Origin of the sequence: Mogibacterium kristiansenii, assembly GCF_029224645.1 — a bacterium.
Classification (GTDB): Bacteria; Bacillota; Clostridia; order Peptostreptococcales; family Anaerovoracaceae; genus Mogibacterium_A; species Mogibacterium_A kristiansenii.
In genome coordinates this window covers 12,132-31,728 of the sequence record NZ_JAQXUZ010000016.1, presented here as the reverse complement: position 1 = coordinate 31,728, position 19,597 = coordinate 12,132, and the positions used below count along the sequence as shown (strand labels likewise).

General features: G+C 50.5%; 25 protein-coding genes, 1 tRNA gene and 2 other RNA genes. 1 reads left to right on the top strand and 27 read right to left on the bottom strand.

What is annotated here, in order from left to right; translation table 11 throughout:
* Nucleotides 1-12: 12 nt before the first annotated feature.
* From PUE40_RS04705 to PUE40_RS04695, 3 genes are all read right to left on the bottom strand, one after another.
* Nucleotides 13-546 carry a cupin domain-containing protein gene (locus PUE40_RS04705; RefSeq protein ID WP_154554916.1) on the bottom strand — a complete coding sequence of 178 codons (534 nt, stop codon included), beginning with the start codon at nt 544-546 and terminating at the stop codon, nt 13-15.
* A 123-nt stretch (nt 547-669) separates the two neighbouring features.
* Nucleotides 670-1,521, bottom strand: a complete 852-nt coding sequence (locus PUE40_RS04700) for an Mrp/NBP35 family ATP-binding protein (RefSeq protein ID WP_154554904.1) — start codon at nt 1,519-1,521, stop codon at nt 670-672.
* 89 nt (nt 1,522-1,610) lie between these two features.
* Nucleotides 1,611-2,549, bottom strand: a complete 939-nt coding sequence (locus PUE40_RS04695) for an NAD(P)/FAD-dependent oxidoreductase (protein ID WP_277672041.1) — start codon at nt 2,547-2,549, stop codon at nt 1,611-1,613.
* Nucleotides 2,550-2,818: 269 nt separating this feature from the next.
* On the opposite strand from PUE40_RS04695, the gene htpG reads away from it, so the two are divergent.
* Nucleotides 2,819-4,753: a molecular chaperone HtpG gene (gene htpG, locus PUE40_RS04690; protein WP_277672040.1), complete on the top strand. Its 1,935-nt coding sequence runs from the start codon at nt 2,819-2,821 to the stop codon at nt 4,751-4,753.
* Nucleotides 4,754-4,840: 87 nt separating this feature from the next.
* On the opposite strand, the gene PUE40_RS04685 is transcribed toward htpG, so the two are convergent.
* From PUE40_RS04685 to rplR, 24 genes are all read right to left on the bottom strand, one after another.
* The gene (locus PUE40_RS04685) at nt 4,841-6,001 is read right to left on the bottom strand and encodes an aldo/keto reductase (RefSeq protein WP_154554907.1); all 1,161 of its coding nucleotides are present in this window, start codon (nt 5,999-6,001) and stop codon (nt 4,841-4,843) included.
* A 78-nt stretch (nt 6,002-6,079) separates the two neighbouring features.
* Nucleotides 6,080-6,156: transfer RNA gene (locus PUE40_RS04680), tRNA-Pro, on the bottom strand.
* 97 nt (nt 6,157-6,253) lie between these two features.
* On the bottom strand, nt 6,254-6,739 hold the full coding sequence (locus tag PUE40_RS04675; protein WP_277672039.1) for a YbaK/EbsC family protein: 486 nt from the start codon (nt 6,737-6,739) through the stop codon (nt 6,254-6,256).
* Nucleotides 6,740-6,793: 54 nt separating this feature from the next.
* On the bottom strand, nt 6,794-7,396 hold the full coding sequence (gene recR / locus PUE40_RS04670; protein WP_154554909.1) for a recombination mediator RecR: 603 nt from the start codon (nt 7,394-7,396) through the stop codon (nt 6,794-6,796).
* Nucleotides 7,397-7,406: 10 nt separating this feature from the next.
* A complete protein-coding gene (locus tag PUE40_RS04665) occupies nt 7,407-7,760 on the bottom strand; it encodes a YbaB/EbfC family nucleoid-associated protein (protein ID WP_154554910.1) in 354 nt (117 codons plus the stop codon).
* Between the two features lie 30 nt (nt 7,761-7,790).
* A complete protein-coding gene (gene dnaX, locus PUE40_RS04660) occupies nt 7,791-9,641 on the bottom strand; it encodes a DNA polymerase III subunit gamma/tau (protein WP_277672038.1) in 1,851 nt (616 codons plus the stop codon).
* Between the two features lie 15 nt (nt 9,642-9,656).
* Nucleotides 9,657-9,865, bottom strand: an RNA gene (gene ffs / locus PUE40_RS04655) — signal recognition particle sRNA large type.
* Between the two features lie 115 nt (nt 9,866-9,980).
* On the bottom strand, nt 9,981-10,775 hold the full coding sequence (locus PUE40_RS04650) for an amino acid ABC transporter ATP-binding protein (RefSeq protein WP_154554912.1): 795 nt from the start codon (nt 10,773-10,775) through the stop codon (nt 9,981-9,983).
* A gap of 1 nt (nt 10,776) precedes the next feature.
* Nucleotides 10,777-11,433, bottom strand: coding sequence for an amino acid ABC transporter permease (locus PUE40_RS04645; protein ID WP_154554913.1), 657 nt, complete (start codon nt 11,431-11,433; stop codon nt 10,777-10,779).
* 148 nt (nt 11,434-11,581) lie between these two features.
* Nucleotides 11,582-12,406: an amino acid ABC transporter substrate-binding protein gene (locus tag PUE40_RS04640; RefSeq protein WP_154554914.1), complete on the bottom strand. Its 825-nt coding sequence runs from the start codon at nt 12,404-12,406 to the stop codon at nt 11,582-11,584.
* 175 nt (nt 12,407-12,581) lie between these two features.
* An RNA gene (gene ffs / locus PUE40_RS04635) (signal recognition particle sRNA large type) lies at nt 12,582-12,806 on the bottom strand.
* 7 nt (nt 12,807-12,813) lie between these two features.
* Complete coding sequence (gene rplQ / locus PUE40_RS04630) at nt 12,814-13,155, bottom strand: 50S ribosomal protein L17 (RefSeq protein WP_154554969.1); 342 nt, start codon at nt 13,153-13,155, stop codon at nt 12,814-12,816.
* A 17-nt stretch (nt 13,156-13,172) separates the two neighbouring features.
* Nucleotides 13,173-14,120 (bottom strand): DNA-directed RNA polymerase subunit alpha, encoded by a 948-nt coding sequence (locus tag PUE40_RS04625; RefSeq protein ID WP_154554968.1) that lies wholly within the window; start codon nt 14,118-14,120, stop codon nt 13,173-13,175.
* Between the two features lie 49 nt (nt 14,121-14,169).
* Nucleotides 14,170-14,757, bottom strand: coding sequence for a 30S ribosomal protein S4 (gene rpsD / locus PUE40_RS04620; protein ID WP_154554967.1), 588 nt, complete (start codon nt 14,755-14,757; stop codon nt 14,170-14,172).
* A gap of 19 nt (nt 14,758-14,776) precedes the next feature.
* Nucleotides 14,777-15,169: a 30S ribosomal protein S11 gene (rpsK, locus tag PUE40_RS04615; RefSeq protein ID WP_154554966.1), complete on the bottom strand. Its 393-nt coding sequence runs from the start codon at nt 15,167-15,169 to the stop codon at nt 14,777-14,779.
* 19 nt (nt 15,170-15,188) lie between these two features.
* A complete protein-coding gene (rpsM, locus tag PUE40_RS04610; RefSeq protein WP_154554965.1) occupies nt 15,189-15,554 on the bottom strand; it encodes a 30S ribosomal protein S13 in 366 nt (121 codons plus the stop codon).
* 133 nt (nt 15,555-15,687) lie between these two features.
* Nucleotides 15,688-15,801 (bottom strand): 50S ribosomal protein L36, encoded by a 114-nt coding sequence (rpmJ, locus tag PUE40_RS04605; RefSeq protein ID WP_154554964.1) that lies wholly within the window; start codon nt 15,799-15,801, stop codon nt 15,688-15,690.
* Between the two features lie 18 nt (nt 15,802-15,819).
* Nucleotides 15,820-16,050 (bottom strand): translation initiation factor IF-1, encoded by a 231-nt coding sequence (gene infA / locus PUE40_RS04600; RefSeq protein ID WP_154554963.1) that lies wholly within the window; start codon nt 16,048-16,050, stop codon nt 15,820-15,822.
* A gap of 33 nt (nt 16,051-16,083) precedes the next feature.
* Nucleotides 16,084-16,737 (bottom strand): adenylate kinase, encoded by a 654-nt coding sequence (locus PUE40_RS04595; protein ID WP_277672037.1) that lies wholly within the window; start codon nt 16,735-16,737, stop codon nt 16,084-16,086.
* A 33-nt stretch (nt 16,738-16,770) separates the two neighbouring features.
* Nucleotides 16,771-18,051, bottom strand: a complete 1,281-nt coding sequence (gene secY / locus PUE40_RS04590; RefSeq protein ID WP_277672036.1) for a preprotein translocase subunit SecY — start codon at nt 18,049-18,051, stop codon at nt 16,771-16,773.
* A complete protein-coding gene (gene rplO, locus PUE40_RS04585) occupies nt 18,052-18,492 on the bottom strand; it encodes a 50S ribosomal protein L15 (protein WP_154554960.1) in 441 nt (146 codons plus the stop codon).
* Nucleotides 18,493-18,506: 14 nt separating this feature from the next.
* The gene (gene rpmD, locus PUE40_RS04580; protein ID WP_154554959.1) at nt 18,507-18,689 is read right to left on the bottom strand and encodes a 50S ribosomal protein L30; all 183 of its coding nucleotides are present in this window, start codon (nt 18,687-18,689) and stop codon (nt 18,507-18,509) included.
* A gap of 11 nt (nt 18,690-18,700) precedes the next feature.
* Entirely contained in the window at nt 18,701-19,204 is a 504-nt protein-coding gene (rpsE, locus tag PUE40_RS04575; RefSeq protein ID WP_154554958.1) for a 30S ribosomal protein S5, read from the bottom strand.
* A gap of 13 nt (nt 19,205-19,217) precedes the next feature.
* Entirely contained in the window at nt 19,218-19,583 is a 366-nt protein-coding gene (gene rplR, locus PUE40_RS04570) for a 50S ribosomal protein L18 (RefSeq protein ID WP_154554957.1), read from the bottom strand.
* Nucleotides 19,584-19,597 lie beyond the last annotated feature (14 nt).

The following is a 19,597-nucleotide window of genomic DNA, read 5'->3' as shown; positions in this document are numbered from 1 at the left end:
GATGTCATTTCTTTAAAAGCTTGGGGGTGTACTCACCCAGATCAGCTCGGCCCCCGCCGGTGAGCTGATGTAATGTTCTTCGTCCGGATAGAGATAGAAGCTCTCTCCTTCTCCCACGGCATATTTCTCTTTTCCGATGTGGACTTCCACACTTCCGGAAATAACGTATCCGAACTCCTCGCCCTCGTGGGGATTGTCCGGTATGGTGGATCCCCCCTTCTTCAGGGTCAGCCGGATGGGTTCCATCTCGTTTCGCTGGGCGTTGGGGACGATCCATTCGATGCGGCTCTTTCTGGCCGAATCTTCTTTCAAGAAATAATCTTCCGCCGAGAACACCACCTGGGGGCGGGTCCGGTTGGCAAAGAATTCTCCGCAGTCCGTTCCCAAACAGGTGAGAATATCCTCCAGGGTGGCGATGGACGGGGAAGTGAGATCCCGTTCAATCTGCGAAATAAACCCTTTGGACAGTTCTGCTCGGTCCGCCAGCTCCTCCTGGGTCAGACCCCGTTCGATTCGGATTCGACGGATTTTCTCTCCGATTTCCATGATAACCTCTTTTTCTAAAAACATAGAATACTAAAAATGAAGTTTAGTATTTGTAAACTCAAACACTAAAAATTATACTTGACTCCGCAAGGAAGTCAAGTAAATTTTTTTGTATAGTATTCTTTAAATGTCCAGACCCATCTCTGCCAGAACGTCCACCATGGCATCCATTTCCTTGTTCTCGTGGAACTCGATTCTTCCGGCGTCGCTGAGCATTGCCAGCTTCGGATCGATCGGCAGCTTTGCGATGACCGGAATGCCGTATTCCGCACCGATGGCATCCGCAGAGCTCGGTCCGAATACCTCGACCTTCTTTCCGCAGTCCGGGCATTGCAGGTAGCTCATGTTCTCCACCATTCCGAGAATCGGAATGTTCATCATCTGAGCCATCTTCATTGCCTTCTCCACGATCATGGATACCAGCTCCTGCGGAGAAGTCACGATGATGATACCATCCACCGGAATGGACTGGAAGATGGTAAGCGGAACGTCGCCGGTGCCCGGCGGCATATCGATGAACATTACATCCAGGTCGCCCCAGATTACGTCGGTCCAGAACTGGGTAACCGCACCGGCAATTACCGGTCCTCGCCAGATAACCGGATCCGTCTCGTTATCCGTCAGCAGGTTCAGAGACATGATCTCCATCTCAGTCGGTGTGGAAGCCGGAAGCAGTCCCATGTTGGACACCTCTGCCTTCTCGTGAATTCCGAACATCTTCGGAATGGACGGTCCGGTGATATCCGCATCCAGGATACCGGTCTTCAGACCATTTCTATTTGCAGCGATTGCCGACAGCGCGGTGACCATGGATTTGCCAACGCCGCCCTTTCCGCTGACTACGCCAATGACTTTTTTGACACTGCATCCCTCATGCATCTTTTCGTGAGGATCCTTCTGTTCCCCCTGTCTGGACGCACAATCTGCGCTGCATGTTTCGCAAGAATGAGTGCAGTTTTCTTCAAATTCTGCCATTTTGTTCCCTCCTATACATTACACAATATACATTCGCACGGGGTGATTATACCATATTCTCATCCCAAATGCACTGTACGCATTCACTATTAAATATATTCGTTGCCGTTCACCCGGTCCACGTACCGGCACGCGTGGGTAGCCGCCACCGCACCGTCGCCCACCGCCGTGGTGAGCTGGCGCACGGACTTGCTTCGGCCGTCTCCGGCCACGAACACGCCGTCCCGCTTGCCGCCGCAGTTTTCATCGATCTGATAGTATCCGGCGTCGTCCATCTCCACCAGTCCGCGGAAAGGCTCCCCGTTCGGCACCTGTCCGATGGCCACAAAAAATCCGTCCACCGGAAGCTCCGTCTCTTCTCCGGTCTTTCCGTCCCGCAGGATCACGCTCTGAATAATCTTCTCGCCTTGCACGGAGGATACGGTCTTTTCCATGGCAAAAACAACATTGTCTTTGGACTCCAGTTCCCGAACCAATCGATCTTCCGCTCGGAAACGGTCTCGGCGATGGATGATGGTCACCTTCCGGCAGATGCCCGACAGGTAGATGGCGTCCTCCACCGCGGTGTTGCCGCCGCCGTAGACCGCCACATCCCGGTTCCGGAAAAAGGCGCCGTCGCACACGGCACAGAAGGAAAGCCCCCGGCCGATGAAATCTTCTTCCCCCGGCACGTTCATCTTCCGCCGTTGCAGTCCGGTGGCCAGAATTACGGCAGTGCATTCCACCGATTCGTCCGCCGTCCTTACTTCATAGCTTCCGTCTTCCTTCGGCAGAATCTCCGTTACGCCATCCATGAAAATCTCGGTGCCGCAATCCGCCGCCTGCTGCTGCAGCTTCATGGCGTATTCCGCGCCGCCCATTCCCGGGGCCGCCGGAAAGTTGTCGATCTCATCGGTGTAGGTGATCTGTCCGCCGATCATCTCTTTCTCAAAGAGGGCTGCGGTCTTTCCCGCACGGCCGACGTAGATTCCCGCCGTCAGTCCCGCCGGGCCGCCGCCCACAATTACTACATCATATTTTTTATTCATCGTTATCACTCCTTGCATCCTCTCAGTACGCTGCTGACTTTCTTCTAAATTATATACAGTATATCGAATTATAAAGTGCGTATCTTGAGTATAGTCGTTTCTTTCCGCGGTGACAATATGATTTTTCTGTGATATTTATTTTCGGCGGTTGAAATCCCCCCGCCGAAAGAGTATTATGTTTATTAGCAAACGGGTTCGGTGAGTGCTAACCCTCCGATCCTGTTTTTATGGAAATGAAATAAATATAAATAGAAGGAAGGTATCACAAGATGAGCAAAAAACAGTTCAAAGCAGAATCCAAGCGGATGTTGGATTTGATGATTAACTCCATTTACACCAACCGGGAGATTTTCCTGCGGGAGATTATCAGCAATGCCAGCGATGCCATTGACAAGCGGTATTACGAAGAGGCCAAGAGCGGCAAGACCGGACTTTCCCGGGAGAATTTTGAGATTCGGATTGAGCCGAACAAGGATGACCGCACCCTGACCATTTCCGATAACGGCATCGGAATGTCCGCGGAGGAGCTGGAGGAGAATCTGGGAATCATCGCCAAGAGCGGTTCCCTGGGCTTTAAGACGGAGAACGAAGAGGCCGCCAAAGACACCGACATCATCGGACAATTCGGCGTGGGATTCTACAGTGCTTTTATGGTAGCGAAACACATCGAGGTCACTTCCCGCAAGCTGGGAGAGGAGCAGGCCCACGTATGGATCAGTGACGGTGCCGACGGTTATTCCGTGGAGGATAGCAGCCGGGACGAGGTGGGCACCACCGTTCAGCTGACTCTGCGGGACGACACCGAGGACGACAAATACGATGAGTTCCTGGAGGAATATCGCCTGCGCAGCCTGGTTACCAAATACTCCGATTACATCCGGTACCCAATCGTGATGAACGTGGAGAAGTCCAAGATGAAGGAAGCGTCGGAGGAGGAAAAGGCCAAAGAGGATTATCAGCCGGAGTACGAGACCTACCGGGAGGACGAGCGCCTCAACAGCATGGTGCCGATCTGGAAAAAGAAGAAGAGCGAGATTACCGCAGAGGAGTACAACGAGTTCTACAAGTCCAAATTCTTCGACTGGAACGATCCGCTGAAGGTCATCCACACCAACGTGGAGGGCGTGATTTCCTACGATGCCCTGCTGTTCATCCCGAGTCAGGTGCCGTTTAACTACTACACCAAGGACTTTAAGAAGGGGCTGCAGCTCTACTCCAGCGGCGTCATGATTATGGATCACTGTGAGGATTTGCTGCCGGATTACTTCAGCTTCGTCAAGGGTCTGGTGGATTCCCCGGACCTGTCCCTGAACATTTCCCGTGAAATGCTGCAGCAGGACCGCCAGCTGAAGGCCATCGCCCAGCGCCTGGAGAAGAAAATTTCAAGCACCCTTCTGGAGATGCAGGAGAAAGATCGGGAGAGCTACGACAAAATGTTCGAAGCCTTCGGCATGCAGCTGAAGTACGGCGTCTATGATCAGTATGGCGTACATAAGGATAAGCTGAAGGACTTTATCGAATTCTACAGCAGCACTACCGACGAGCTTGCCACCTTCAAGGAATACGTAAGCCGCATGAGGGACGATCAGAAATACATCTACTACGCAACCGGCGAATCCAAGGAAAAGATTGCCAAAATGCCGCAGATGGATCTCTTCAAGGAGAAGGGCTACGAGGTTCTGTACTGCACCGACGAGATTGACGAGTTCGCCCTGAAGATTCTGCAGAACTACGACGATAAGGAGTTCAAGAGCATTTCCGATAAAGATCTGGGCTTCGAGATGAGTGACGAGGAGAAGAAGGCACAGGAAGAGAAGCAAGAGGAAGCCAAGGACGTTCTCACCGCGGTAAAAGAAGCACTCGGGGACAAGGTAGCGTCCGTCATTCTATCCACTCGTCTGAAGGATCATCCGGTATGCTTTGCCTCCGGCGACGGCCTCTCCCTGGAGATGGAAAAGGTACTGAAGGCACAGGCGGAGATTACCGGCAACAAGGAAGTGGGCGCCATCAAGGCGGACAAAATCTTGGAGCTGAACGGAGACCATCCGTTCTTCGCTGCCCTGAAGGCCGCCGTGGATTCCGACAACAAGGAAAAGGTTTCGGATTACGCTCAGCTTCTGTACGATCAGGCTCTGATTATTGAAGGCCTGCCAATCGACGACCCGGTCGCCTTCAGCAACAGAATTTGCAATTTGATGAAATAGAATTACTTGCTCATGAATAAAACGAGGGCTGCGGCATGACGCCGCAGCCTTTGTTTTGGTCTTCACTTTTTCAAATGTCAATTCGATTTATGCTTCCTTATCCCCATCTCCCTCAAAGTATGCGGCCACCTTCTTCAGGTTCTCGATAATCGGCAGGTGCTGCGGGCAAATTGCCTCACACTGGCCGCAGCCGATGCAGTCGCCGGCTTTGCCGCTGTTCAGCGCCGTTCTGCTGTAGAATTCCCGCTGAGTGGTCCAATCCGTCCGCGTCTCATTCTGGTCCGCGTTATACAGAGAGAAGTATTCCGGAATCGGAATATTCATCGGACATCCTGCCGTGCAGTAGGAACATCCGGTGCACTGAATCTCAATCCCTTCGTTGATCTTCGTCACCGCCTGCCGGATCAGCTCCTGTTCCTTTTCATCCAGCGGCTTAAAATCCTCCATGTATCCCGTGTTATCCAGCAGCTGTTCCATGCTGCTCATACCGGACAGCACCACGGCCACATTATCATGCCCGGCCGCATAGCGGATGGCCCAGGACGGAACGGACAGATCCGGATCGTATGCTTTGAACGCCGCCTCCACGCTCTCCGGAATCCGGTTCGCCAGCATACCTCCTTTTACCGGCTCCATTACGATGACCGGCTTGTTGTGCTTTGTAATCATCTCATAGGCTTCCCGTGCCTGAATTCCGGGACTGTCCCAATCCAGGTAGTTCAGCTGTATTTGGACGAACTCCAGCTCCGGATGCTCCGTGAGCACCCGATCCAGGAACGGTGCTTTGTCGTGGCAGGAAAAGCCCACGTGGCGGATTTTTCCCTCTGCCTTCATCTTTGCCACCATGTCGAAGGCGCCTACTTCTTGAAATTTTCCGTAGTTGTCGTGGCCCATATCGTGGAGAAGATAGTAGTCAAAATACTCCACGCCGCAGCGCTCCAGCTGTGCCAGGAACACCTCTTCCGGCGTGCCGTCCTTCACGTAGGCCAGGTGATATTTATCTGCCAGAGTGTAGCGGTCGTGGGAGTAGCGGTCGGTCAAGGCCAGCTTCACCACCTGTTCGCTGTTCTTGTTGTGGTACATCCATGCGGTGTCGAAATAAGTAAACCCCCTCGCAATGAAGGTGTCCACCATTTCCTTTACCTTCTCCACATCGATGTTGTCCAGCTCTCCCTTCTCCGTATCTGTTCTCTTCGGAAGACGCATCATTCCGAATCCCAGCTTTTTCTTCGATTCGATCACTGCCATCTGTATTCCCTCCCTTAAATCATAAAATAATCCGCACATAGCAAAACAGAAGTTCAATTGATGAACTTCTGTTTCTATTGGTCGGGATGGCGAGATTCGAACTCACGACCTTCTCGTCCCGAACGAGACGCCCTACCAAGCTGGGCCACATCCCGACGTCGATTACATTGTTTATATTACCACAATGGTCCGATCGACGCAAGCCTTTTTTCTTTATATCTGGATTTTAATTAAATTTCATTCGTGCATGCTTTATTCGAATGCCTCCGGCAACTTAGTCACATCCACCCATTCCAGTGCTCGGGAGAACTCGAAGAGCTCATCGCAGCTTACTTCTATGGCGCTGTTGGCCGTGCCGCAGGCCGGGAAAACCGTGTCGAATCGGCGAAGGGATTCGTCGCAGTACACCTTCACATCATCGCGGTCGATGGCAAAAGCACAGACGCCGCCGATGGGATGACCGGTGAATTCCAGTACTTCCTCCGGTGTGAGGAATCTTGCTTTTACCCCGAAGGTGTGTTTGTATTTGTGGTTATCCACCTTGGCGTCCCCCGCCATCTGCACCACAATCGCACCCTCTTCCTTGTTGCGGAACGACAGGGTTTTGCAAATACGGGCACCGTCTACGTGCAGGGCTTCTGCCGCCAGATCCACGGTGGCGCTGGATGCGTCGAACTCCATCACGCGGTCCGCCGCCTCAAACTGTTCCAAATATTCTTTTACCTTCTCAATCGACATGATTGCTCCTTCCCCTCTAAAGGTTTCCGTAAAATGCGTTCGCGTTTGAATCGATTAGATCTCCCGACGGCCTTCCATCGCCTTCAGCAAGGTGACTTCGTCGGCATACTCCAGGTCGCCGCCCACCGGAATGCCGTGAGCAATTCGCGTCACCCGAATTCCGGATGGCTTCAGCAGACGGGAAATGTACATGGCGGTGGCTTCTCCCTCGATGTTGGGATTGGTAGCGATGATTACCTCTTCCACCTCCGGCTCCTTCTGCAGCCGAACGATCAGGGATTTCAGGTTGATGTCCCCGGGACCGATTCCCTCCACCGGCGAAATGGTGCCGTGAAGAACGTGATAGCGCCCGTTGAACTCCCGTATCCGTTCCATGGCCAGTACGTCCTGCGGGGATTCCACCACGCAGATGACCTTCGGATCTCGCTGTGGATCCGAACAGATGGAGCAGGGATCCTGATCCGTCAGATTTCCGCACACGGAACAGTAGCGCAGGTTCTGCTTCGCATCCCGAATGGCGTTCGCCAGGCTCTCCACTTCCGGCGTACTCAAAGACAGCACATGAAACGCCAGTCTCTGTGCTGTCTTTCCACCGATTCCCGGCAGTTTTGAAAACTCATTGATTAATCGATTCAGCGGTTTTGGATACTGCCTCATGCTGCTCCTCCTAGAGTCCCGGGATTCCCAGTCCTCCGGTAATCTTGCTCATTTCCTGCTCCACAACGGTATCCACCTGTCTCATGCCTTCGTTCACTGCGGCAATCAGCAGGTCCTGCAGCATTTCCACATCATCCGGATCCACAACGTCCTTATCGATGTTCAGCTTGGTGATTTCCTTGTTGCCGTTGATTACCACTTCAACCGCACCGCCGCCGGCTGTGGAAGTAAACTCTCTCTCCGCCAGCTCAGCCTGGCTCTGCTCCATCTCTCGCTGCATTGCCTGCATCTGCTTCAGCTGCTTCTGCATATCGCCGCCGCCCATCTTGGTCTTTCTCTTTCCTGCTCTCATACCTTTGCCCATTTTTCTTTTCCTCCTCTGTAGTTCTTAATGTTAGTCAATTATTTCCACGGACGTGCCGAAAAGGATTCCGGCTTCTTCCGCAATTTCGGTAACGATATCGTCCTTCTGCTCCATCCGGGTCGGGTAATCCACGCCCCCCATCATATTGTAGTCGGATGGGACGATTTCATCCACGCCTTCATCCCCGATGCCGAACTCCGGTTCCGCCGGGTATGCCGGCACTTCCGGTATCGGTCTGCTCGGTTCCGCTGCCGGTGGGTTGGAAGGCTTCAGTGCGGTAACCGGCTTCACGTCCCGCGCCGGCGCTGTCCCGGTCGGTGCGCCCTTTCCGTCGTCGGACCGCAAGGTCACCACCGCGTGCTCTCCCAAAATCTGCCGGGCCGCCGCCTGAATCTCCGCCTTGCTGTCATTGGCCAAGTCAATCTTATTGGCCTTCACCAAAATCGACAATTCGCCGTTCCGGTAAGATTCGATTCGGCTGGTGCTGCCCACCATAATCCGAAAGCTGGCACCCGCATCCTGCGCCACGATATCCACAATCCGATCCCATATCGCTTCCGGGTCGAATCCGTCCTCATAAAAAGAAGTTTCCGCCGCGTCGGAGGTTTCCGGCACGGCCGCTGTCGGGACTGAAGCTTCCGATACCGGGACGGCCGGCTCCGCCGCTTCTTTTGGTTCCGCCGCCATCGTTTGTTCCGGCGACGACGCCTGCACGGTCGGAACCAGCGGCACCTTCTTGAGTTCTGCTTTTGCCAGCTGAAGCATCTCCGCGACTTTGGACGACGGCACCGCCTTGCCGTTCATCAAGTGCAGCGCTGCCGTTTCCAGAAGGATTCTCGGCTGGGTGGAGGAGCGTGCCAGGTTGATGTATTCCGAAAGAAGGCGAATGCTCACCTCCAAAGAATCCGCATCCATCTGACTTGCCTGAAGCCGCATGCGGCCGATGTTCTCCTCCGATGCATTGATTAGCCGTTTGGCATCGTCCACATACCGCACCACCATCAGATTTCGGTAATGCTCCAGCCAATCGCTGAATATCTGTTTCGCGTCGCAGCCGGTACGAAGGGCATCCCCCACTCGCTTCAGCGCTTCCGCCATGTTGTGCTCAATTACGTTCTGGGTCAGGCCCAGATAGAAATCCATTCCGGCGCTTCCCAGGTAGTCTTCCACCGTCTCCAGATCCACCAGCGCATCGCCGCCGCTGATGCACTGCTCCAGAATGCTGAGGCCGTCCCGCACGGATCCGTCGGCTTTCTGCGCCACCAGCGCCAGGGCATCCCGGGTGATGTTCACCTGTTTTCGCCGGCAGATTCGTTCCATGCCTTCAATGAGGTCATCCTCGGACACCCGGCGGAAATCCAGCCGCATGCACCGGGAACGGATGGTCTCCCGCACCTTCTCGGGATTGGTGGTGGCCAGGATGAAAATCACATGTGCCGGCGGTTCTTCCAAGGTTTTCAGGAAGGCGTTCTCCGCACTGGTGGAAAGCATGTGCACCTCGTCGATGATGTAGACCTTGTACCGGCCCACCATCGGCGGATAGTTCACTCGGTCGATCAAGTCCCGTATATCATCCACACCGTTGTTGGACGCGGCATCCATCTCGATAACATCCAGAAAACGGCCTTCCTTAATCGCTTTGCAGTTCTCGCATTCACCGCAAGGAAGCTGTCCGTCCGCCGGATTGCCGGTGCAGTTCAAAGCCTTCGCCAGAATTCGGGCCGTGGTGGTCTTTCCCGTTCCCCGGGTGCCGGTGAACAGGTAGGCCTGGCTCACATTGTCCGTTTCCAGCTGATGCTGCAGAATCCGCACGATGTGCTTCTGTCCGATGATTTCATTGAAACGCTCCGGCCGCTCCGACCGATACAAAGCTAGATGCATTTTCCCTCCCGTAATATAGACAACGCCCTTAGATTACCTGCAGATTGGAGAAGACGGGTCTGCGGCACAGGGTAAGGACCGCTTATTGCTGCTTCCTCTCGGACCTGACAAGATTCACGGCTCACCCTTGCGCAGGGTCCCCTCGACCTGCAGGTAATCTAAGAGCGCTCGATTCTCACATAAACTCAGTGCTTATTATATAATTTAAAAATTTTATTGTCAATCTCTCTATGGCATAGTGGATTCTCACTGCAGGGTTCGCGCCATAGAAAGGGGCGATGCGCCCCATTTCCGGCCGCATCGCCCTTAAACTGTTCCTATTTGTTGTTCTATTTTCACCTATTTCTTCACCTGCAGCATGGAGCTCAGGAATTCTTGCAGCCGCTCGCTCTTCGGATGTTCGAAGATTTCCTCCGGCGTTCCTTCCTCCACAATTTTGCCCTTGTTCATGAACACAACTCGGTCCGCCACTTCCCGGGCGAAACCCATTTCGTGAGTCACCACCACCATGGTGGTATTTCGAGCAGACAACGTCTTCATCACGTTCAGCACTTCTCCCGTAATCTCCGGGTCCAGTGCGGACGTGGGTTCGTCGAACAGCATGATTTCCGGCTCCATGGCCAGCGCCCTCGCAATGGCCACCCGCTGCTTCTGTCCGCCGGAGAGACGTCCCGGAAACTCATTTCTCTTGTCCGGAAGCCCTACCAGCTTCAGGAGCTCCAGCCCCCGCGCCTCCGCATCGGCCGGATTCACGCCCTTTACTTTTACCGGCGCGTAGGTGATATTCTTCAAGCAGTTCATGTGCGGGAAAAGGTTGAAGTGCTGGAACACCATTCCTGTCTCGCAGCAAATGCGCTTCAGCTCCTTCTCCGACGGATATACCGCCTCCGGCTGTCCGCTCCTATTCTGTACCTGTCCGTTTTCCGAATCCACGAAAACTTCCCCGTTCAGAGCGATGCTTCCCCGGGAAATCCGTGTCAGGGCATTGATGCAGCGAAGGAGGGTGCTTTTTCCAGAACCGGACGGCCCGATGATGGCCACGGTTTCACCCTTCTCTACCGAAAGACTCACGTCATCCAGGGCCCGGCAGCCGGCAAAATCCTTCACGATATTCTTCATTTCCAGCAGTGCCATTCTAGGCCTCCTTTCCGTCGTACAAAGACGTCTTCTTTTCCAATCTCTCCATCACGCAGGTTGCCAAGAAGGAGAATGCCAGATACATAGCCGCCGCGATTACATACGCCATCAGCGAACCGTCTCTGTTCACGATGCTTTTGGAGACTTTCATAATATCCGCCAAGGCAATTGCCGACGCCAGCGCCGTGTCCTTCACCAGGACGATGATTTCGTTGGAAATCGGCGGAATCACGATGCGAAACGTCTGGGGCAAAATGATGCCGAACAGCGTCTGACTTCGACTCAATCCCAGGGAATGCGCGGCTTCGTACTGACCCGCATCGATGCTCTTAATTCCGCCCCGGTAAATTTCCGCAAAATACGCTGCATAGTTCAGCGCGAAGGTGATTACCGCCGTCGGAAACGCATCCATACGAATGTTCAGACAAATCGGGAAAAAATAGTAGAAGAAGAACAATTGCAACATCAGCGGCGTTCCCCTAAAAACAAGTACGTACACTTTACAGAACCACCGAAGGGGCGACAGCTTCGAATTCTCGCCCAATGCGATGGGCAGCCCCAGCGGCAGGGAAAAAATCAACGTCAACGCAAATAATTCCAAAGAGATGATTGCCCCTTGCAAAAGTGCCGGTGTAATTGTCTGTATGTAGCTCATAAAACTCCTCACAATCCTTCAGCGGGTCCGAAGACCCGCTGATTCATCAATACCTTATAGATTCATATGATAAAGCAAAGTGCAGTCATTCACCTTATCGTCCCATGCTGTCAAATCCCAAGTTGTCAAATTCCTCGTTGTCAAAACCCTAGTTGTCATACCCCTCGTTGATTATCAGGCTGCTGCCTTTGCCAAACCATTTCTCGCAAATCTTGTCTGCCGTTCCGTCATCGATGCATTCCTGAATCGCATCGTTCACCTTTACAGCCAATTCCTTATCTCCCTTTCGGAAGCCTACTGCGTACTTATCCGATCCGAAATCGAAATCCGACTGATACAGTTTGGTTTTATTCTTGTTGTTGTAGAGTGCATATACCTCATCGATGACGACGACGTCGATGCGGCCCGCCTTCATATCCAAAATCGCTTCATCGTAGGTTGGATATTCCGATACGTTATCCGCAAAAGAATCGTAGTTCTTATCCGCTTTGACGGATTCCAACGCTGCGGAATCCGCCTGAGTGCCCACCTTATAGTTCTTCAGATCTGCACTGCTCTTGATGTTGATGCCCTTATCCAGGGACATTACCAAAATCTTATTGTTGAAGTACTTGTTGGACAGCGTCATGCTCTTCTGACGATCCTTTGTCGCCGACATTCCGTTCCATACGCAGTCAATGTTCTTGGATTTCAGCTCCGCTTCCTTGGCATCCCAATCGATTGGCTGGAATTCCACCTTGATGCCCAGCTTCTTTCCAACAGCCTTCGCCAGATCGATGTCTACGCCCACCAGGTTATCGTCCTTATCCCGGAAGCCCATCGGTGCAAAAGTATCATCCAGTCCCACCGTCAGAGTACCCTTGTCTTCGATGTATGCGTAATCCGTGGCTTCCTTGGAGCTTCCGCATCCGCTCAGCAGTGCCATTCCGGCAACCAATGCAATCGTTGTCATCAGATAGATAAATTTCTTCATTTTTCCTTCCCTTGTCCTTTTCTTAATTTTTCTTGCCGTCGCTCTTTGTACGGCGTATTTTTGTTTTATCACTTTATCGTGTTAAAGTACTAATGTGATAGTGTTATAATACCAAAGGTCGGTTCTTTTGTCAATAAAATATAAGTATTTTTATAAATTCATCTCGGCTTTTCTGTTTAAAACAATAAAAAAACGTCCTTAGATAACCTGCAGTCCATCAAGAGGTGGATCTGCGGCACACGGACGGAACCGCTTATTGCTGCTCCCTCTCGGTCCTGACAAGGTTCACGGGCATCCATTGCGCAGGACCCCTTGAAACCGCAGGTTATCTAAAGACGTTTCATCTTACTTATTCAAGTATACGCAGCGGAAGCGGGCTCAGCCCGCTCCGCCTGTTAAATCATATCTTATACCAGTTCCAGATATACGACTTCTGCGTTGTCTCCCTGTCTCGGTCCGAGCTTGAGGATTCTGGTGTAACCACCATTTCTATCTTCATATCCCGGAGCGATTTCTTCAAACAGCTTTGTTACAACGTCCTCGTCAAAGATATATTCGAGTACCTGTCTCCGTGCGTGAAGATCACCCTTCTTAGCCTTTGTGATCATCTTTTCAGCGATACGGCCGGCTTCTTTCGCTCTCATCTCAGTGGTAGTGATTCTACCCTCTCTGAAGAGATCGGTTACCAGGTTTCTCAGCATGGATTTTCTGTGTGCAGAATTTCTGCCCAGCTTTCTGTAACCCTTCATCAGTATGCTCCTTTCGCTTAGTTATCGTCGTTTGGCTTGAGGCTCAATCCGAGCTCAGCCAGCTTGTTCTTCACTTCTACAAGTGACTTCATTCCGAGGTTTCTGACCTTCATCATGTCTTCCTCGGACCGCTGGGTCAATTCCTCAACGGTGTTGATGGATGCTCTCTTGAGGCAGTTGAATGAACGAACCGACAATTCAAGGTCCTCAATTGTCATTTCAAGTGCTTTAACCTTGCGGTCTTCGTCTTTTTCGATCATGAATTCCATCTCATCCACATCGGAACCCAGTCCGATGAACAAGTTGAGATGCTCCTGCATGATTTTCGCACCAATTGAAACGCCTTCTTCCGGTGTAATCGATCCATCTGTCCAGAGTTCCAGGGTCAGCTTGTCAAAGTCTGTAACCTGGCCGACTCTCGTATTGTCTACCGTGAAGTTTACTTTCTTCACAGGAGTAAAAATAGAATCCACTGGAATTTCTGCGATCGGAGTATTTTCCTTTTTGTTCTGTTCCGCCGGAACATAACCTCTTCCCGAAGTCAGATTCATCTCCATTACAAGTGTCGCATTATCTGCAAGCGTTGCAATGTGCAGATCCGGGTTGAAAATTTCCGTATCCGCATCCACAATGATGTCGGCAGCTGTTACTTCTTTCGGACCCACTGCGTTAATGATGGCTCTCTTGTTCTCATCTCCGTTGATGCGAACTGCCAGTCTTTTCAGATTGAGGATAATTTCCGTCACATCTTCCTTAACGCCAGGAATCGTCGAGAACTCGTGAAGAATTCCATCGATCTTTACCGAAGTGATAGCAGCGCCTGGCAGGGAACTCAGGAGAATTCTTCTCATACAGTTACCTAATGTTGTGCCGTATCCTCTTTCCAGAGGTTCTACGACAAACTTACCATAGTGGCCATTCTCATCGATTTCTTTAGTGATTGTTGGCTTTACTATCTCGATCATTCTCTTCCTCCCATTAATTTACCAGCAAAATGTAAAAACATTAAACGCATTATCTAGAGTAGAACTCTACGATGTAACGCTCTTCGATTGGTAAATCGATGTCAGCACGAGTTGGAGCAGTCAGGATCTTGCCTTCCAGCTTGTCCAGGTCAATATCCAGCCACTGTGGAGTGGTGATAACCATGTCTCTCAGCTCCTTGAACTTCGGAGAGGACTTGGACTTTTCCTTTACGGAGATAACGTCTCCAGCCTTCAGTTCCATGGAAGGAATGTTTGCTTTCTTTCCGTTTACCAGGAAGTGTCCGTGGGAAACCAGCTGTCTGGCTTCTCTTCTTGTTGCAGCAAATCCCATTCTGAATACTACATTGTCGAATCTGCTCTCCAGCATAATCAGAAGGTTTTCACCTGCACCGCCGGCTCTCTTGGTAGCCTTCTCGTAGGTGTTTCTGAACTGAGTTTCCTGAAGTCCGTAGTAGAACTTAACCTTCTGTTTCTCAGTCAGCTGAATACCGTACTCGCTCTTCTTTCTTCTGCTCTGCTGAACCTGTCTCTTCGATTTCTTATTAATTCCCAGGTACTGAGGCTCAATGCCAAGTGCCTTTGCTCTCTTCAGTACCGGTTCTCTATTTCTAGCCATGTATTACTCCTCCTTCCGATTAGACTCTTCTCTTCTTAGGCGGTCTGCATCCGTTGTGCGGAATCGGTGTAATATCCTTGATGGATACAACCTTCAGGCCTGCGGTTTCCAGTGCTCTGATAGCAGCTTCTCTACCGGAACCCGGTCCCTTTACAAATACTTCTACGGATTTCAGACCGTGCTCCATAGCAGCCTTCGCAGCTACTTCTGCAGCACTCTGTGCAGCGAATGGTGTGGACTTTCTGGAGCCCTTGAAACCATTGGAGCCTGCACTGGACCAAGAAAGAGCGTTACCGTCCATATCAGTCAGAGTAATCAGTGTGTTGTTAAAGGTGGACTGGATATGAGCTTGGCCTCTTTCAACGTGTTTACGTTCTCTTTTTTTCTTTCTAACTTGCTTTTTAGCAGCCATATTTCTCTACCTCCTCACCTTATTTCTTCTTACCAGCCAGACGCTTAGGTCCTTTACGAGTTCTAGCGTTCGTCTTGGTTTTCTGTCCTCTTACTGGAAGACCTCTTCTGTGTCTGATGCCTCTGTAGCTTCCGATCTCCATCAGTCTCTTAATGTTGAGGGAAGTCTCTCTTCTCAGGTCACCTTCTACGATGTAATCGCTTTCGATTACCTTTCTGATCTTTCCGGCATCTTCCTCGGACAGATCCTTAACTCTGATGTCTGGATTTACGTTCGCTTTAGCGAGGATATCCTTAGACGTCTTCAGACCAATACCATAAATATAAGTCAGACCGATTTCGATTCTCTTATCTCTTGGCAGGTCAACTCCGGCAATTCTTGCCATTTCTTCCTCCTTTCCCATCTTCCATCACCACTCCGGGGGCGATATAGACAGGGGTTGCAATTTTGAATAGTCACACCGCTTTCCCGGCAAAGCAGTGCCTTATATTAATATGTTTTATTAATATCTGATAAAACTAGCCTTGTCTCTGCTTGTGCTTAGGGTTCTCACAAATAACCATGACTCTACCGTGTCTCTTGATTACTTTGCACTTCTCACACATAGGCTTAACTGAAGCTCTTACCTTCATGTTAGTTCCTCCTTATACTTAGTTGTTATTGTTCTTATCACGCCAGGTAATGCGTCCACGAGTCAAGTCATACGGAGAAAGCTCTACTCTAACGCGGTCGCCCGGGAGAATTCGAATGTAATTCATACGAATCTTTCCGGAAATGTGTGCAAGGACTTCAAAACCGTTTTCCAGCTTTACCTTGAACATTGCGTTAGGCTGAGCATCCACGACTGTGCCCATAACCTCGATGGCATTCTTTTTCGCCATAATATCAGTCTCCTTTAATTATAACGTCAGGAATTATTCCTGCTCACCGATTGCCTGAACGATTGCATCGAAAACTTCGTCCAGAGAAGCTTCTCCGTCAAAGTCAACCAGCGAACCTGCTCCCTTATAATATCCAATGAGCGGAGCGGTCTGCTCTTCATAGACGTTGATTCTGTTCTCCACAGTCTCAATGTTGTCGTCTTTTCTCTGAATCAGCTCACCGCCACAGATATCGCAGACACCTTCCTTCTTCGGAGGAATGTTGACGATATGATAGCTTGCACCGCAGTCCTTGCAGACTCTTCTGCCGGTCAGTCGCTTAATCAAAGCTTCCTTTTCAACCTTGAGGTTGATTACGATATCCATTTTCAGATTGGATTCCGAAAGGAATTCATCCAGCTTTTCTGCCTGGAAAATCGTTCTTGGAAATCCATCCAACAGGAATCCGTTCTTACAATCATCCTGCTGCAGTCTGTCCTTTACCAGATCAACAACCAGTTCATCCGGTACAAGCGCACCTGCATTCATGTACTCCTGCGCTTTTTTCCCCAGCTCGGTACCTTCCTTAATATTCTTCCGGAAGATATCGCCGGTAGAAATGTGCGGAATCTCATACTTTTCTACCAGTCTTACGGCCTGGGTTCCCTTTCCGGCTCCCGGAGGTCCCAGCAAAACAGCTCTAAGCATTTCATCTCTCCTCTGTGTTCCACGAAGCAATATTTATTTCAGGAATCCCTGATAGTTTCTCATCAGCATTTGATTCTGAATCTGTTTCACCGTGTCGATTGCAACACCTACGGCAATCAGGAGGGAAGTACCTCCGAATGTCATTTCAAACGGTGTAAAATTGCTGACGATAGTTGGAATCACCGATACCGCTGCCAGGAACAGGCCTCCGCTGAAGCACAGTCTTGACATTACACGGGAAAGGTATTCCACTGTTGCCGTTCCCGGACGAATACCGGGGACAAAGCCGCCACTCTGACGCATATTCTCTGCCACTTCTGTCGGATTAAATGTAATCGCGGTGTAGAAGTAAGTGAAGAACATTGTGAGAACAACGTTTAATACTACATAAATCCAGAGACCCGGGTCTCCGGACGGTGACATGTACTTGTTGACAAAGTCCGCATATGCTGATTTCGGAGCAAAGTATGTAACAATCAGCGGGAACTGTAACAGCGATAGCGAGAAGATGATCGGAATAACTCCGGCCTGGTTCACCTTCATCGGAATGTGTGTTGACTGTCCCCCATACATTTTACGTCCCACAACTCGCTTTGCATACTGCACCGGAATCTTTCGAACGCCTTGCTCGAACAGTATGATTACCATTACAAGCATAATAGATACAATCAATAATGTTAATACAGCAACTCCGCTAATCGCACCCTCAGATACCTGAGCGTAAGTATTTCTGACGAATGTCGGGAAGCGATCCACGATACCGGCAAAGATAATCAATGAGATTCCGTTGCCGATACCATACTCGTTAATCTGCTCACCCAGCCACATCAGGAACACTGTACCTGCTGTCAATACCATAATTATCGTAATTGAGGCAAATGCGCTCTTATCAACGACCGCGTTCTTGAAGAGGCCCACCGTCAGTCCGATTGCCTGGATCAGACCCAGGACAACCGTCATGTATCGGGTGATTGTCGCCATCTTCTTGTGGCCTTCGTTTCCTTCTTTCGAAAGTCTTTCAAAGTAAGGAAGCGCAATTGTCAGAAGCTGTACGATAATAGATGCTGTAACATATGGTGTGATACTCAGCGCGAAAATTGTAAAATTACTGAACGATCCACCAGAAAAAAGATCGAAAAGATCCAGAAGACCTGTCTCTCCAGAGAACATTTGTGATAAGTATGCTCTGTTAATTCCCGGAACCGGAATATTGGATCCGATTCGATATACAACCAACATCATGAGTGTGAAGAGAATCTTCTTCCGAAGCTCTTCAACTTTCCATGCCTGTGAGAGAGTCTTCAGTAACTCCATTTAGAGCACCTCTACCTTTCCTCCTGCTGCTTCAATCTTTTCTACAGCACTCTTGCTGAACTTTTCAGCTTTTACAGTGATCTTCTTTGTGATTTCGCCGTTGCCCAGGACTTTAACGCCATCCTTTACCTGCTTAACAACTCCTGCTTCAACAAGAGCTGCGCAATCTACAACAGCACCGTCTTCGAAACGATTCAGATCCTGTACGTTTACTTCAGAATACTCCTTTGTGAACGGATTGGTGAATCCTCTCTTCGGAAGTCTTCTGTACAGTGGCATCTGGCCACCCTCGAAGCCGAGTCTTACTCCGCCGCCGCTACGAGATTTCTGACCGTTCATACCTCTACCACCGGTTTTACCCTGGCCGGTAGCGGTACCGCGGCCTCTTCTCTTTGGAGCCTTTGTGGAGCCCTCAGCTGCTTTTAATTCATGAAGTCTCATGGTCACATTCCTCCTTATAGTTCTTCAACGCTCAGAAGATGGGAAACCTTTGCGATTGCACCGCGAACTGCAGCGGAATCTGCCAGTTCTACGGAGTGGTGCAGCTTCTTCAGGCCCAGTGCTTCCACGGTCTTCTTCTGTTTAGGGGATGCGCCGATGGTGCTCTTGACTAAAGTAATCTTTAATGTCTTTGCCATATCTTTGCCTCCTATCCTAAAATTTCTTCCGGTGTCTTACCACGACGCTTTGCAACTTCATCGATGGTGGTGAGGTTTCTCAGACCCTCGATAGTTGCCAGTGCCATGTTTCCAGTATTGCTTGAACCGAGCGATTTCGCTCTAACGTCCTTAATTCCGGCAGCTTCCAGTACGGTACGTACGGAAGAACCAGCGATAACTCCGGTTCCCGGTGCGGAAGGCATAATCAGAACCTTTCCTGCGCCGAAGATTCCCAGTGTTTCGTGAGGAACGGTTGTTCCTACTGTCGGTACATAAATCAGTTTCTTCTTCGCATCCTCAGTAGCTTTTCTTACTGCTTCAGGGATTTCCTGAGCCTTACCGAGTCCGATACCAACGTGACCTTCGCCATCGCCGACAACGATAGTAACACTGAATCTCATGTTTCTACCGCCCTTTACGGTCTTAGCAACACGTCTGATATTTACGATGGTCTCAGTGAGTTCCAGCTTGGATGCATCAATTTTGCTACGCATTCCTTGTCCTCCCTTAGAATTCTAATCCAGCTTCGCGAGCACCGTCAGCGAGTTCCTTAACTCTGCCGTGGTACAGGTATCCGCCTCTATCGAAAGCAACTACCTTGATGCCCTTAGCGACTGCTCTTTCACCAACTGCTTTGCCTACAGCCTTCGCTGCATCCTTGTTTCCACCGTTCTCCAGCTGAGCCTTGAGCTCCTTATCGAGAGAAGATGCGGAAACCAGAGTGTTTCCGTTAACATCATCGATAATCTGAGCCGAAATATTGCAGTTCGATCTATAAACGCAAAGTCTTGGCTTCTCGGGAGTTCCGAAAACGTTTTTTCTGACTCTTTCGTGTCTTTTGAGTCTTCTATCATTTCTGCTAGCTTTTGCCATTTTTCAAATCCTCC